Source organism: Azohydromonas aeria (assembly GCF_009760915.1).
In the GTDB taxonomy this organism is placed as follows: Bacteria; Pseudomonadota; Gammaproteobacteria; order Burkholderiales; family Burkholderiaceae_C; genus Azohydromonas; species Azohydromonas aeria.
This window is the reverse complement of record NZ_VIDQ01000003.1, coordinates 142879-157938: the sequence shown is the minus strand read 5'-3', so window position 1 is coordinate 157938 and position 15060 is coordinate 142879. Positions and strand designations below refer to the sequence as shown.

Sequence of the window (15060 nt, the reverse complement as noted above, 5' to 3'; positions counted from 1 at the left end):
GTTCGAGGTGCAGACGGACCGTTCAGCCGTTGGGCTTCAGCGTCACCTTGGTCCAGCCGTCCTGGCGTTCATCGAAGTTCCTGTAGGCCTCGGGCGCCTGCTCCAGCGGCAGCTCGTGCGAGACGATCCACGAAGGCTTGACCTTCTCCTGCTCGATGAGGCGGCTGAGGAAGCGGTTGTAGGCCTTCACCGGGCACTGGCCCGTGCCCATCTTCTGGCCCTTGAACCAGAACATGCCGAAGTCGAAGGCCATCTGCCCGCGCCGCTGCAGCTTGTCCTGCGCGTTCGGATCCATCGGCACGAACACGCCCACCACCCCGATGTGGCCGGTGAACTTGACCGCGTTCACGAGGTTGTTCATGGTGAGGTTGGGCACTTCGTGCTGATGCATGTTGCAGCACTGGTAGCCCACGCATTCGCAGCCGCAGTCCGCGCCGCGCCCGCCGGTCAGCTCCATGACGCGCTCGATGCCGCCGCCCTCGGTGTCGTCGATCGCCACCGCGCCGATCTTCTCGGCCAGCGCCAGCCTGTCCTTGTGGGTATCGACCACCATCACCAGGCTCGCGCCCTTGACGGTGGCTGCCAGGGCCGCCATCAGCCCCACGGGGCCGGCGCCGTAGATCACCACCGACTCGCCGGGACGCAGCTGCGCCAGCTCGGTGGCGTGGTAGCCCGTGGGGAAGATGTCGGAGAGCATCACGTAGTCGTTCTGCTTCTCCTGGGCGTCGCGCGGCAGGATCAGGCAGTTGTAGTCGGCATAGGGCACGCGCAGCAGTTCCGCCTGCCCGCCGTGGTAGGGCCCCATGTCGGCGAAGCCGTAGGCGGCGCCGGCGAGCCCCGGGTTGGCGGTCAGGCAATAGTTGCTCAGCCCGCGCTCGCAGTTCTCGCAGAAGCCGCAGCCGATGTTGAAGGGCATGGACACCATGTCCCCGACCTTCACCCGGTCCACGGCGGGCCCGACCTCGATCACCTCGCCCACGTTCTCGTGGCCGAGGATGCGGCCCGGCCGCATGTCGGTGCGCCCTTCGTACATGTGGAGATCCGAGCCGCAGATGTTGGTGCGGGTGATGCGCACCAGCGCATCGGTCGGACGTTCGATGCGGGCGTCGGGCATGTCCTGGACCTGGACATCGCGCGGCCCGTTGTAGACCAGTGCCTTCATGATGACCCCTTCTTCCTTCCCGCCGGCGCGGGCGCCGGTGCTGCGGCCTGAAGCTCCTTCTTGCGCGCATGGAGCTCGGGCACCATGCCGCGCAGGTCGGCCGTGGAGTAGCGCGCCTTCAGGAAGACCTGCTCGCGCTCGTCCATCACGTGGTCCATCACGGTGGCGAACAGCTGCTTGACCGTGTCGTCGTAGCCGTCGTCCGTGGGCGCCATGCCTTGGAGCCTGGCGATCGCCTCCTTGGCCTCGGCGTGCTCCTGCAACGCCTCGTCCATCAGCGCATCGTCCTCGATGGCGGCGCGCACGCGCGGATAGAAGATTTCCTCCTCGATCTGCGTGTGCACGGTAAGGTCCTGGCAGATCTTCAGGGCCAGCTTCTGCTTGGCCTTGGACGACCCGCCGTCGTCACACAGGCCCTGGTAGTCGAGGAAGAGCTTCTGGACCAGCTTGTGGTCTGCGTCCAGCAGGTCGACCGCGTCTTCGTAATAAAGGGTGGCGCTCACCTGGACTCCTTGTGAAGGTAAGGCAGTCATGTGAGCACACAACTTCCTTGCGGCACAAGGACACATCACTGATGATGTAGCTGGTTTGTGCCTTGCCCAGCCGCTGCAACTTGGTGCAGATACTCCCCGCTGGCTGGGGCCGGTCTTCGATCCATGGCGTCCCACCGGGCCGGGTCTTGGTCCCCTGAGCCGGGCAATGCCCGGGAACCGTGTGCCATCAGCCCGGGGCACTCCAGACGAACGACGGCTTGGAAACGCCTGCCTTCTGACCGATGATGGAATCAGGTTCAGCGCACGGTGCGCTGCAGTTCGGCAAGCGCAGGCCGCTGACGCAATCGTCGATGGCCCAGGTCCGGTGGCGCGCTTCGCTCAGCTTGCCGGTCGCACCTTCAGCGTCAACCGGAGCCCACCATGCGTGCCATGACCTACCGCGGACCGTACCGGATCCGCGTGATCGACAAGCCCATTCCCGAGATCGAGCACCCGCGCGACGCGATCGTCCGCGTCACCCGCGCCTGCATCTGCGGTTCGGACCTGCACCTGTACCACGGGATGATGCCCGACACCCGCGTCGGCCAGACGTTCGGTCACGAGTTCGTCGGCGTCGTCGAGGACGTGGGCGCCGATGTGCACACGCTGAAGACGGGCGACCGTGTCCTGGTTCCATTCAACATCTTCTGTGGCGAGTGCTACTTCTGCCAGAAGCAGCTGTTCAGCAACTGCCACAACGTCAATCCGAACGCGACCGCCGTCGGCGGCATCTACGGGTACTCGCACACCACGGGTGGCTACGATGGCGGCCAGGCCGAGTATGTGCGCGTCCCGTTCGCCGACGCCGGGCCGATGAAGATCCCGGACACCATCGACGACGACAACGCGGCGCTGTGCACCGATGCCTACCCGACGGGCTACCAGGCCGCCGAGATGGCGGAAATCAAGCGCGGCGACTCCGTCGTCGTGTTCGGTGCCGGACCGGTCGGGCTGTTCGCGGCAAAGTCGGCATGGTTCATGGGGGCCGGCCGGGTCATGATCGTCGATCACTACGACTATCGGCTTGAGTTCGCGAAGAGGTTCGCGCAATGCGAGACGCTCAACTTCCGCGACGTCCGAGATCCCGTCTGGCACCTCAAGAAGGCGACCGACTGGCTGGGCTGGGACGCGGCCATCGACGCGGTCGGCTGCGATGCGACCGGGGACATGCTGCACCGTTTCGTCGGCATCCGGCCGTTCAAGCTGCAAGCCGGGGCCGCGAACGCGCTCAACTGGGCCATCGACTCGGTGAGAAAGGGCGGTGTCGTTTCGATCATCGGCGCCTACGGGCCGCCGTTCAACCTGGTCGCGATCGGCGACGCGATGAACAAGGGCCTGACGATCCGCACGAACCAGGCAAGCGTCAAGCGCAACCTGCCGCGTTGCATCGAGCACATCGAAGCCGGGCACATCAACCCGAAGGACGTGATCACCCACCGCTTCGCGCTGGAGGACATCAGCGAGGGGTACAACGTCTTCGCCAACAAGCTTGACGGCTGCATCAAGCCGATGGTGATTCCTTCCACCGGACACTGAGGAGCCCGCCATGGACCAAGGAGTTCGTTCTTCCTCCCAAGACATCCTTGCGGAGCCGATCCCGGGCGGCTATTCACTGAACACGGAGCAGCGCCGGTCGGTGGACCTGGCTGCCGACATCCGGGGCTGGGGCTCGGACCTCGACCCGGCAACGCGACCCGGCGTGCCGCGCGACAAGGCGCCCGACATCGGCGTCGAGTCGCTCTACCCGCCGATCGAGCAGCAGGTGGCCAGGATCAAGATCCACAAGTCGATCGAGCACGGGAAACTGACGCCGGTGTTCGGAACTTCATGCCCGCCGCAGGGTTTGAGCGGGGCGATCCGCGACTTCGCCTATCGGTTCAGCGAAGGCCAGCTGCCTCATTGGCTGGCGCTGCTGCTCGCCGACCGCGTCAACGTGGTCGAAGACCTCGCCGCAGACCTGGCACGCCTGCGCGTGCCGAACCTGCCCAAGGAACTCGGCCTGTCCGCGCAATGGCGGTACAACCGTGCCGGGTTCGTCAAGGGCGCTGCCATCGCCGGCCTGTGCGTGGCTGGCCTGGTGGCTTACACACGCTCGCGGCGCAGGTAGGTCGTCGCCACGCCGCGCTCGGGCGCGGCCAGCCAGGTACGCAGGGATTCGTCTTCCATCGGCCGCGCGAACAGGTAGCCCTGTGCGTAGGCGCATCCCAGCGCAAGCAATGCTGCGCGCTGGGCTTCGTTCTCGACACCCTCCGCGACGCATCGCAGGTGCAGTGCCCGTGCCAGTCCGACCACGGTGCCGGTGATGGCCATGTGCTTGCCGCCCTGCTCCAGGACGTCGACGAAGGACTTGTCGATCTTGAGCACGTCCACCGGGTAGCGCTGCAGGTAGGCCAGCGACGAGAACCCGGTTCCGAAGTCGTCCACGGCCACCCTCACGCCGATCGCCTTGAGCTGCTGCAGCCTCACCAGCATGGCGTCCCGGTCGTGCATCAGCACGCCTTCCGTGATCTCCAGCACCAGGCGATCGGCCGCCAGTCCGGATGCCCGCAGGGCATCGCGGACATGCTCGACGAAATCGGTCTCCGCCAGCTGGCGCGCCGACACGTTCACGGTCACGGTGAGCGGCTTGCCCGCCACGCAGGGCCAGTGCACGGCGCGCCGGCAGGCTTCGTCCAGCACCCACTGCCCCAGCGGGACGATCAGGCCCGTCTCCTCCGCCACCGGGATGAACTTGCCGGGCGGCACGAGCCCGTTGGCGGCATGCCGCCATCGCACCAGGGCCTCCACCCCGCGGGCTTGTCCGGTTGAGAGTTCGACGATGGGCTGGAAGTGCAGCAGGAGCTCGCCGCGGGCCAGGGCCCGGTGCAGGTCATCCTCCATGCGGCGGCGCTCCAGCACGGCCTGGTGCATCTCCGGGCGGAACAGCTCGTGCCGGCGCTTGCCGCCCTGCTTCGCCCGGTACATCGCCAAGTCGGCGTTGCGCAGCAGCTCGTCGGCCGAGTCCTGGGCGCACGCCCGGGCGATGCCGACGCTGGCGCCCACGCGCAACGCATGCCCATCCAGCTCGAAGGGCTCGCTCAATGACTCGACGACCCTGTGGGCCAGGGACACGCAGTCGGCCTCGTGCGCCATGTCCTCGACCAGCACGGCGAACTCGTCGCCTCCGAGCCGCGCCACGGTGTGGGCTGGGCGGGTGGCCTCGCGCAGGCGGACCGCGATGTGCTTGAGCAGCCGGTCACCGAACTCGTGCCCAAGGGAGTCGTTCACGGTCTTGAAGTCGTCGAGGTCGATGAACAGCACGGCGGGCTGGACACGGGGACCCAGCCCGTCAGGCCGCGGCACCAGGGCCTGCTCGACCTGCTCCCGGAAGCGGGAGCGGTTCTCCAGCCCGGTGAGCGCATCGTGATGGGCGCGGAACGTCAGCTCGCGCTCGAGCGCCTTGCGCTCCGTCACGTCCCACACCGTCCCGACGGCGCCGATGACGGCGCCCCGGGCATCGCGCAGCGACGCCGAGCGTCCGCGGATGTGGCGGACGGACCCGTCAGGGCGCTGCAGACGGAAGTCGGCTTCGCATTCCTTGCCCGAGTGCAGCGCCTCCTGCCAGGCTCGCAGGAGGCGGGGCACGTCATCGGCATGGACATGCCGGATCCAGCCGTCGTCGAGCACCTCGCCCTCCGGGCGGTCCCATGTCTGCTTCAGGCGAGGGTTCACGTAGAGCAGCCGGCCATGCGCGTCGGCCATGAAGACGCCCACCGGCGACGAGACGCTCAGCGCCCGGAAGCGTTCCTCGCTCACGCGCAATGCCGCCTCGCTTTGCGCGCGTTCCGTGATGTCGCGCGTGTTGAGGACGATCCCGCCGATCTGCGCCTCGTGCACGAGGTTCCAGCCGCGGGTCTCCACGGTGCGCCAGGTGCCGTTGCTGCTGCGGCAGCGGACCGTGAACTCCACCTGCCGGCCCGGCGCCGTGGTGACGTCGGCCAGCGCTTGGAGGGCAATACCGACGTCTTCCGGGTGCACCAGTGCGGAAATGTGGCGCCCGACGATCTCGTGCGGTGCCAGGCCCAGGACGCGCTCGGCCGCCGGGCTGACATAGCCCAGATGGCCGCTGGGCGAGATGACGGAGATGATGTCCTGGGCATGCTCGATGAAGGCCTTGAAGCGCGCTTCCTCGGCACGGCGGCTGGCCTCGAGCTCGTGCCAGCGGGTCATGTCGCGCAGGCTGACGATGAGGCCCTGGCTGTCGGCCACCGTGCGGGCCACCCGGCCGACGGCTTCACAAGGGCGCCAGTGGCCGCGGCTGTCGCGTATCCGGACCTCGGCGATGTGCGTCATGCCGGGTTGCGCAAAGGCGGCCTGGATCGCAGCCTGGGCTCCGGGCCAGTCCTCGGGATGCATCAGTGCCTGGGCAGACGTCCTCAACAGCGCCTGCGAGGCATGTCCGAAGTCCCGCGCCATGGTGGGGCTGACGAACTGCAGCGTTGCATCCTGTTCGAGGACCAGCAGGGTGTCCGAGGCGTTCTCGACGAACAGGCGGAAGCGCTCCTCGCTTTCCCGCAAGGTCTCTTCGGCCTTGCGCTGCGCCGTGACGTCGCGTGCGATGGCCAGCACCGACGCCACGGCGCGGCACTCGCTGAATTCGGGCACGCAACGAATCTCGTACCAGCGCTCACCGCGGGGCCCGCGGCACTGCACGACGATGTCGGCGCTGCAACCTGTCGCCACGACCCGCTCCAGCGCTTGTACCCACCTGCGCGTGCAGGGCGGGCACATGCCCATGTCCACCTCGTCGGGCCGCCGGCCCAGGATGACCTCGGGAGCCAGGCCGGTTTCCCGCAGCATCGCGCCGTTGGTGTAGACGAATCTCACTTCCCGATCGAACCGGCTGATGATGTCCGGCGAGTTCTCGGCCAGGGCCGTGAAGGCCTGCGTACGCTCCCACTGTCGCTCCTCTTCGCGCTTGCGGGCGGAGATGTCGCGGAAGTACACCGACAGGCCATCCAGTCCCGGATAGGCGTCGACTTCCACCCAGAGATCCAGGGGCCCGTAGTAGGTTTCGAAACGGCGCGCCTGCTGCAACCTCATCGCAGCGTGGTATTCCTGCTCGAACACCGTCCCCAGGGCGTTGGGGAAGATCGACCACAGCACCTGCCCCAGCAACCGCTGGACCGGATGCTGCAGCATGGAAGCTGCCTGTTGATTGACGTACGTGAATCGCCACGCGGCATCGACGGCGAAGAAGGCATCGCTGATGCGCTCCAGAACCGTTGCCACGTGTCGCTGGGCGCTGTCGAGTTCGACCGGCGCCGTCGCAAGGGTCATGACCATGGAAAACGGGTTGAGCTCACGGGAGGCCCTTGGGCTCGGTGTGGTGTCTTGGGGATGCCTGCCTCGATGCCATGGCGGCTTTTCGTGGCAGCCTGAGACTTCTTATCGTGCTTGCGGCGAAGTTGCTGAAGCCCGGCCCCGTGACATTGTTCGCGCTTCGCACCGCTGAAGTTGAGCGCGCTCTTGCACAACTGCCTGCTATCAGGCATGTCGGCGCCGATTGCCGCGTCAAGCGCCCACCGGGTCCGGGCCGAATCGCTGGCCGAGACGGCACGGCGGATCGAAAGCCAGGGCTTGGCGCCGGACGGAACAGGCTGCGCGAGTGCCAGTGCGCCGGTCACGCCACGCGGAACGGCAACTCCACGCTGAAGGTGCTGCCCTGCCCCGGCTGGCTTTGCACGGACAGTGTTCCCTTCATCATGTGCACCAGGCGCCGCACGATGGACAGCCCCAGTCCGGAGCCGCCGTAGCGTCGCGTGATGGAGTCGTCAGCCTGCGTGAACGGCTCGAAGATGTGGCGTTGCTGCTCGGGCGCGATGCCGATGCCGGTGTCCACGACGTCAAGGCGCAGCAGCGCGTTCCCGGCACCGGCGGCCTGCACCCGCAGGCGCAGCGTCACACTGCCGGCCGCCGTGAACTTCACCGCATTGCCGAGCAGGTTCAGCAGCACCTGGCGCAGTCGCAATGCATCCCCGATCAGCCGCAGCTGCAGCGCCGGCGCAATGTCCACCATCAGAGCCAGGCCCTTGGCGTTGGCTTGCGGCCGCACCATCGCCAGCACGGTGTCGAGCAGCGGGGCCAGGTCGAAGGCCGCCTCTTCCAGCCGCAGCTCGCCGGCTTCGATGCGCGAGAGGTCCAGCACGTCGCTGACGAGCGCCAGCAACTGTTCGCCGGCATCGTGGATGTGGCCGACGAAACGGCCCACGTCTTCGGGCAGCTCGCGCAGACGCAGCAGCTGGGACAGGCCGATGACGGCGTTGAGCGGCGTGCGCAGCTCGTGGCTCATGTGCGCGAGAAACGCGCTCTTGGCGCGGCTGGCGGCCTCGGCCTGGGTGCTGCGCTGGCGCAGCGCCTCCTCCAGCGCGCGGCGCTCGGTCAGGTCGGTGAGCACGCCCAGGAAGCCTATCGCCTGGCCGTGGCTGTCGCGCAGCACGCTGATGTTCATCAGGCCGGGAAAGCGCGTCCCGTCGCCGCGCACGAAGGTCCATTCCGTGCGGACATGGCCTGGTTGCTGCGGCGGGCGCCGCATGGCGTCCTGCAGCGGCGGCGGCAGTGCCTGTGCGTTGTCGCGTACCTCCTGCGGCAGCGCCGCCGCGTGCTCCAGCAGTTCCGCCACGTCGAAGAAGGCCAGTGCCGAGTTGCCCAGGGCCTGGACCGCGGGCACCCGCAGCATCGCCTCGGCCGCCGGGTTGAAGCTGGTGACCTGCGCGGCGAGGTCGGTGGCGATGATGGCGCTGGCGGCACTGGTCAGGATGGCGTGCTCGCGCTCCGCGAGTTCCAGCAGTTGCGCCGTGCGCTCGTGCACCTGCGCTTCCAGGGAGGCATTGAGCTCGGCCAGCCGGGCCAGGGCCTGCTGCCGCTCGGTGATGTCGTGCCCCTGGACGCAGATGCCGGTGACCTGCTGCAGCCGGTCCAGGACGGGCTGCAGCGCGACTTCCAGCACGAGGGAGCGCGCGGCAGCCGCATCCCGCAGCAGCAGGGGCAGCGCGCCCGCAACGCGGGGCTTGCCGCTGCGCCATACCTCGTCGTGCAGGTCACGAAATGCCTGGGCGCCTTCGCCAGGAAAGGCCTCGGCCAGGGTGCAGCCCACGAGATCGCGCGGTCCGGCCAGCGCCGACAGGGCCCGGTTGGCCTGCACGATGCGGTGCGCCGCACCCTCGGTGAAGTAGACGAAGCCCGGGGCGTGCTCGAACAGGTGGGCCAGCCGGCCCCGCTCGGCCTCCAGCGCGCGGTTGACCTCGTGCAGCAGCTGCGCACGGTTGGCCAGGTCGGCTTCGGCGCGCACCCGTGCCACCTCGTCGGCGCTCTGCCTGGCCTGCGAGCGCAGGCGTACGACGTCGGTGACGTCAATGGTGCTGTGCGAGATGCAGGCCAGTGCGCCGTCGGGTCCTGGAATGGGGGTGTTGAGCGCGCTCCAGTAGCGCTCCTCGAAGTGCCTGGAGCCATCAGCCGCAATGACCGGAATCGGGTAGCGCTGCACGGTCAGCATGTCAGGCTCGCCGGTGACCAGGACCTTCAGCAGCGATGCCCGCAGCGCGTGCACCCCGCCCTCGTCTCCAGGACGGGCCCCGAATGCCTCGAACAGCGGCACGCCCAGCAGCTCGGCGCGGGTGCGCCCGGTGGCTTCAAGAAAAGTGTCGTTGACGGCCAGGATGCGGAACTCCGGCGTGGGCGACAGCAAGTACCCGCCCGCCGTGGAGCGCTTGAAGACCGTCTCGAAAACCGATGTGCATAGCGAGTCCATCACCGCAGACAGACCAGCAGCCCCTGTGCCCGGCGGTCACACCTGGCCCTCGCCCCGGGCGACCTTCCCGCCTGCATACCGGGCTTGAGAAGCCATGTTTCATCAACATCGCCTCGCCGGGCGTGTTCGCCGGGCCGCTGCTTCCTGCATCAGGCGCATCGAGGCCGTCACGTCCACGAAGCGCTCCAGCGTGAAATGTGACCACCTGGGCGGAACCTGGCCGGGACTGCCACTTGCACAATTCGGGCTGCTCACCGTGCCTGCCGCGTGACCGACGTCCAAGCGGCGCAAGAACGTGCTGTAACCGCCCGGCGCCCGGCTTGCTCATGCATCCGACCACTTCTCCGCTCCTGCTCACCGCGAACGCCCTGCCTACTCCGGTGGGTCAAGCCGTTCTGCAACTGGCCCGCTCGCTGCGCACCATGAGCCGTTCCGGCGCCTTGCCGCCACTGCTGGACGGCAAGCACCTGGGCCTGCTGTCGGCCGACCGTCACAATGCCTCGCAGGGCGTGGTGGCCCACGCGGCGCGCGGACTCGGAGCGCGCGTGGCCTGGGTTCCCCCCTTGGCCGTTGCTCCGGACAACGTTGCGCAGATCCGCGACACCGCGCGGCTGCTCGGGCGCTGCTATGACGCGCTGGACTGCGACGGCCTGCCGGCCGAGCTGGTCCAGTGCCTGCACCGCGACAGCGGCGTGCCGGTGTACGACGGCCTGGGTCGCCACGACCACCCGGTGGCGCAACTGTTGCCCCACCTCGATGGGGAGCAGACACAGGCCACCGGAGCGCCCGCAGGCGGCGATGACGGCCACCACCTCCTGCTGCAGGCCATGCTGGTGCATACGTTGCTGTGAGCGCGGTCGCCCGGGAGGCGGCACCATCCCGGGCCCGACCGGTTGCGCCACCGCCTGGCAATGCAGCAGCATGGGGCGGCGTCCGGCGTGCCTGATTGCGTTATCTCAAGCGGGGCCGCCCGGAGCCTCCAACAATGGCCGGGAGGGCTGCCAGGACTGCCCTGCCGGAGGTCGCGATGTATCAGAAGATACTGGTTCCAGTCGACGGCAGCGCGGAGTCGGAGCGGGCCCTGCAGGAGGCGGTCCACCTTGCCCGCCTTATCGATTCCAGGCTGGTGCTGCTGCATGTCGTGGACGCCTACCATCTGTTGCTGACCCAGCCCACGACGGCCAGCTTCGATGAAGCGCGGCAGGCCTGTCTCGAGAGCGGCCAGGCACTGCTGGACCAGCATGCAGACAGCCTCGAAGCCTCGGGCCTGCCCTTCGAGGCCGTGCTTCGCGAAGTGCTGTCCAACCGGGTTTCCAGCGCCATCCTGGACGAGGCGTCCCGGCGCCAGTGCGGCCTGATCGTGATGGGCATGCATGGGCGCAACGGACGCACCCGGCTGTCCCTGGGCAGCGACGCGGAGCATGTCGTGCGGGCGTCCATGGTTCCCGTGCTGCTGGTGCGAGCCGGCGCTGCCGCCAGTTGAGGAGCGCCCGCCAGCACCTGGGCTGCCGCTGCGCGGCAGGCTCGGCGCAGCGCCTGCCAAGGTCGATGCCCCAGGCACGCCTGCAATCCGGCAGCAGGCGCTGGTGACATTCAGGTACGACGCCGCTTGCGCATGCGCAAGCGGCACGCGAACGGGCCGCTTATGTTTACCCGTTCCTTCCGTTCCATTCCAAGGAGCCCAGCCATGAATCGCAGGAAGACGCAAAGCATGACTGACCAGGCTGACCATGCAAACGGTGACGCAGGAGCCGCCTCGGGGACAGTGCCCCTGCTGGACGGCGTCTCCACGGCTGTGCAGGCAGCCGAGCAGCTCATGAAGTGGATGAAGCAGCTGCAGTCGCACCAGTTGACCGTTCTGGAAAACCTGCTTCCGGCGTGGAATGGAGTCGTGGCGAGCACGGTTTCTCCGGTGCCGGGCTCCGGCAAGCTGGGCGAGTCCGGGAACGACGACCTGGCGGCCGTGGTCACGCAGTTGTCCCAACGCCAGCTCGAAGCGACGGCGAATCTGCTCAGCTCCCAGGCTGCCCTGATGTGGCAGCTGCTCGAGTTCATGACCCCGCGGCCATTCGGAGCACTTCCTCCTTCCGTCATGCCGATGGCAGTCGTCGTCGATGCAGCCGATGCGAAGGCGATATTCGAAGGACTTCGAAAGAACTTCGAGCAGGCTGCCCAGGACTGGCAAGCATTCTGGGACCGGCAAAAGGCGGGCTTGCAGACCCCGTAACCGCCGCGCACCACGCGGAACACCGTCGCCGGCCTGCCGCTCGGCCATCTCGTTGCCCCACGCACGGGCAGCAAGCTTCCCGCCGATTGCGTTGTCTCGATCCCGGCCCGCCGTACCTCACGAAGATCGTTCCACCGGTCGCCATGCGGCTGCACACGGAGGTCGGCCATGTACTCGAGGATCCTGGTGCCCAGTCAGGCCGTGCTGCGCGAGATTCCTTCCGGCCGGGCCGCCACGGCCATTGTCGAAGAAGCCAGTGCACATGACTGCCAGCTCATCGTGATGGGCCCCCATGGCCGGCGTGGCCTGACGCGGCTCGCCCTGGGCAGCGATGCCGAGCTCGTGGTGCGCACGTCCACCGTACCGGTGCTCCTGGTGCGCGCGGAAGGCGGCACGCCCACCTGAAGATGGCTGGACAGTAAGCCACGGCGACTTCTTCACTGGTGCGGGTGAGCATGGGCAAGCACCGGGATGTCACGACGGCTTGAAGCTCATCCTTCGCCCGGGCCGGCCAGCCCGCTTCTCTCCAATGCCGCACCGAGCCCGGGATCACCTGGTGTAGCGGCTGTCCACCACGTCCGGGTTCACGGAACCATGCTGAAGCCAGGGAGCGGCAGCGCCGGGGAACCAGGAACTCCGATGGAAAGCGCCGAGTCGCGCAAGTGCCGAGTTCCAGGCGGACAGCAGCGAAGCGCCGTCGCCCGCGACCACGGCCGCCGGCAGCTGTCCGCGCTGCACACGCTGCAGTTGCCGGCGCAACTCGCGCACCTGGTACTGGCCGGCGCGCAGCGCATCCAGCCACGTGCCCGCCCAGGGCAGCGACTCGACGGGCATGTCCCACGGCTGGTCGTCCAGCGTCAGTCCCTGAGCCTGCGGCAGCGTGAGCCGGTTGGCGCAGAACCCGAGATGCCACTGCAGCACCGACAGCGTGTAGTCCAATGGGTTGCTGGCCAGCCGGGTCAGGTGGCGTGCCCACTGGTCCGTCTGCGCCGAGTCCAGGGCGGCCGTGTCGAGAACCGCCGCCGTGAGAAAGTCCTCCAGGTCGCTCTCGCGCAACGGCTTCCCGTACAGGCCCAGGTAGTGCAGCTTGTCCGTCGGCATGTGCACGCCCTTGGGCAGGTAGATCCCGATGCGGCGCGCACTTTGCCGGCCGTCATAGAAGCCCAGCTCCCAGGGCGTCCAGGTCGAGCCGGCAGGGTCGCTGCCCACCACGTAGATCAGGCTGCTGGCGTGCCGCATCACGTTGCGCAGGTAGGCAGCGGTGTCGGGCGTGACGTTGCCGCGGTCAAGCTCGTCGGCACTGTTCTTCCAGTCAACGTAGGTCGTGAAGCCCAGCTCCATCTCGATGCAGTCCACGAGCTCGTCGATGAGCTGCTCGTCCTGCTTGCGGTGCGACAGGAAGACGTCATAGACCCGATCGAGCGGCTTGTTGGCGCGCTGCGCCGACATGGTCAGGCTGGACACGGCGGGATGGGCTGACATGGTGGACCTCCTGGCCTGCGGTGCCGTCAAGGGAGCCGTGCCACCGCGTGATGTGAATCTCTGCAACGCGCTGCGCCGGGTGACGCAGGGAACGGGAAGCGCTATGGCCGCCGCGGCACCAGCATCAGGGCATGCGGAAAGAAGTCCCGCGGCCACTGCACACCCGCACCCACGATCACGCCGTCGTTGCTGATGTCGTTGCCTTCGGTCAGCTGATACCAACCCTGGTCGCGCCCCAGGCCCGACAGGCCGACCTGCCCCTGCTTCGGATGCCACAGCGTCAGGTTCTCATGCGGGTCGCCGTTGCGGTCGAAGTTGTAGCCCACCACGACGCCCTTCTTGTTCAGTGCGACACCCGCGGTGCCGAAGCAGCAGCCGGGCCGCTGCAGATTCACGACCTGGCCATCGCGGGTGGCAAACGCCGAGGTCTCGAAATCGAAGCGCCGGCTGCTGCTCCACATTTTCCCGGCCACGTCACCACTCTCGTTGATGCTGTTCGGGAGCATGTTGTCGAAATCCTTGGGCGGACGAATCAATCGAGGTTTTTGCCCTTGAAGCATCAGTACACCCTGCGTGACCATGATCCCGTTCACCGCCACCTGCCTGAATCCGACGATATCGCCCTTCTTGTTGATGCCGGTGGCCTGCGAGGAAATGCCGCCCCAGCTTCCCAGATCGATCAATCGGCCCTTGTAGTAATAAAAGCCGTGCCTCACTCCGGGCGCCACTTCAAACCAGCCGACGACTTCGGAGCGGTTGTTGATCGCGCTGGCTTCGGATGGGCCACCGATGGGCGACAACAGTAATCTCAATTCGTGCCGGCGCCACAGGAAGGCCTGCCTGCTGTCGCCCCGCATGTAGTAGCCCACGACCTCGCCATCGTCGTTCAGGCCGTTGGCTTCCCCTGGACCGTCGGTGTGGATGGGCAGGGGCAGCTTGCCCAGCTCGAACAGGGCCGGACGCATGCCCCCGTTCACATTGAAGACGGCATACCCTGCAGCCTGCCCACGCCCGTTGATGGCGCGCGCATGACTGGCGCCGCCTTGTACCGAGCCCAGGTCGTGTACCGCGTAGGTCGTCGCACCGGCGTGGGCCGGGGTGCCGACACTTGCACTCTCCGGCACTGCCCAGCTGTTGGAGCAGGCCAGCATCGCCACCATCAAACCGGAAATGCGAAATGGCTTCATGGATTTCTCCCGCGGATCATGGTTGATCGGCACGTCAAGCATGGAAAACAGTTCATCGATTTCCAGCCGTCCATTCGATGAATGTCAGCACGCCAGCATCATCGTCTCGCGGCACCTTCAATAGCGCCAGCAGACGCAAAATGCAAATCCCCGTGAATGGAACATCAACGGGTATTATTCCGAGCAGAATCGAGTTTCTGCCCACCTGAGACCCGTTATTCGGGCACGCTACAGGAGTGGTTTCACCATCGCCACCACTGCCACGTCGCTGACCCGATCGAAATGCCGGTAGAACATCCCGATCGCCCCGAAGTCCTCCAGCGGGGCGTCCAGTACACGGGCCATGGAAATGGCCACTGGCACACCGCCGCAGGATCATTTCGTCAAGGCGCGACAGCGGGATCAAGGCGTTCATTCGATGCTCCTTCCGTTGAGAAGATGGCGTCGATGCACGACCCCTGGTGGCCGGTCCCTGGCGCCGGTCGCAGAGTCTCTGTCGCAACGGCAACGAAAATCTAGGAGCCGGCCGATACGCGCACTTGCGACGCGTCAACTCCAGTGCCTCGGACGGGCCGCAAATGTATCCATCTGCACGACATGGCTGCGCACCTCGATGGCGGGCGCCGGAGCGGCCCTGCATGGGCGCCAATTGCGATTTCGCAAGCTCCCTGGCCGGCACG

The 15060-nt window shown here is 67.2% G+C and carries 12 protein-coding genes; 6 read left to right on the top strand and 6 right to left on the bottom strand.

The window, feature by feature from the left end; genetic code table 11:
• Positions 1-22: 22 nt before the first annotated feature.
• Positions 23-1162: a glutathione-independent formaldehyde dehydrogenase gene (locus FJ694_RS03800; protein WP_157264395.1), complete on the bottom strand. Its 1140-nt coding sequence runs from the start codon at positions 1160-1162 to the stop codon at positions 23-25.
• The gene (locus tag FJ694_RS03795) at positions 1159-1665 is read right to left on the bottom strand and encodes a hemerythrin domain-containing protein (protein WP_232539884.1); all 507 of its coding nucleotides are present in this window, start codon (positions 1663-1665) and stop codon (positions 1159-1161) included. Before FJ694_RS03795 ends, FJ694_RS03800 begins: the two co-directional genes overlap by 4 nt.
• A gap of 411 nt (positions 1666-2076) precedes the next feature.
• On the opposite strand from FJ694_RS03795, the gene FJ694_RS03790 reads away from it, so the two are divergent.
• Complete coding sequence (locus FJ694_RS03790; RefSeq protein ID WP_157264393.1) at positions 2077-3231, top strand: zinc-dependent alcohol dehydrogenase; 1155 nt, start codon at positions 2077-2079, stop codon at positions 3229-3231.
• A gap of 10 nt (positions 3232-3241) precedes the next feature.
• Positions 3242-3802 (top strand): hypothetical protein, encoded by a 561-nt coding sequence (locus FJ694_RS03785; RefSeq protein ID WP_198320715.1) that lies wholly within the window; start codon positions 3242-3244, stop codon positions 3800-3802.
• On the opposite strand, the gene FJ694_RS03780 is transcribed toward FJ694_RS03785, so the two are convergent.
• Positions 3778-6966 (bottom strand): bifunctional diguanylate cyclase/phosphodiesterase, encoded by a 3189-nt coding sequence (locus FJ694_RS03780; RefSeq protein ID WP_198320714.1) that lies wholly within the window; start codon positions 6964-6966, stop codon positions 3778-3780. The genes FJ694_RS03785 and FJ694_RS03780 overlap by 25 nt on opposite strands.
• Before the next feature lie 391 nt (positions 6967-7357).
• Positions 7358-9484, bottom strand: coding sequence for a PAS domain-containing sensor histidine kinase (locus FJ694_RS03775; protein ID WP_157264391.1), 2127 nt, complete (start codon positions 9482-9484; stop codon positions 7358-7360).
• A 422-nt stretch (positions 9485-9906) separates the two neighbouring features.
• Here FJ694_RS03775 and FJ694_RS03770 point away from each other — a divergent pair, with 422 nt between their 5' ends.
• The 4 genes from FJ694_RS03770 (at position 9907) to FJ694_RS03755 (ending at position 12116) form a co-directional block, all read left to right on the top strand.
• Positions 9907-10335: a Rossmann-fold NAD(P)-binding domain-containing protein gene (locus FJ694_RS03770; RefSeq protein ID WP_198320713.1), complete on the top strand. Its 429-nt coding sequence runs from the start codon at positions 9907-9909 to the stop codon at positions 10333-10335.
• 176 nt (positions 10336-10511) lie between these two features.
• Positions 10512-10967, top strand: coding sequence for a universal stress protein (locus FJ694_RS03765; protein WP_157264389.1), 456 nt, complete (start codon positions 10512-10514; stop codon positions 10965-10967).
• Between the two features lie 204 nt (positions 10968-11171).
• The gene (locus FJ694_RS03760; protein ID WP_157264388.1) at positions 11172-11711 is read left to right on the top strand and encodes a hypothetical protein; all 540 of its coding nucleotides are present in this window, start codon (positions 11172-11174) and stop codon (positions 11709-11711) included.
• 168 nt (positions 11712-11879) lie between these two features.
• Positions 11880-12116: a universal stress protein gene (locus tag FJ694_RS03755; RefSeq protein WP_157264387.1), complete on the top strand. Its 237-nt coding sequence runs from the start codon at positions 11880-11882 to the stop codon at positions 12114-12116.
• Positions 12117-12260: 144 nt separating this feature from the next.
• Here FJ694_RS03755 and FJ694_RS03750 read toward each other — a convergent pair whose 3' ends face one another.
• Both FJ694_RS03750 and FJ694_RS03745 read right to left on the bottom strand, forming a co-directional pair.
• Positions 12261-13193, bottom strand: coding sequence for a hypothetical protein (locus FJ694_RS03750; protein WP_157264386.1), 933 nt, complete (start codon positions 13191-13193; stop codon positions 12261-12263).
• Positions 13194-13294: 101 nt separating this feature from the next.
• Entirely contained in the window at positions 13295-14422 is a 1128-nt protein-coding gene (locus FJ694_RS03745) for a hypothetical protein (protein WP_157264385.1), read from the bottom strand.
• Between the last annotated feature and the right edge of the window lie 638 nt (positions 14423-15060).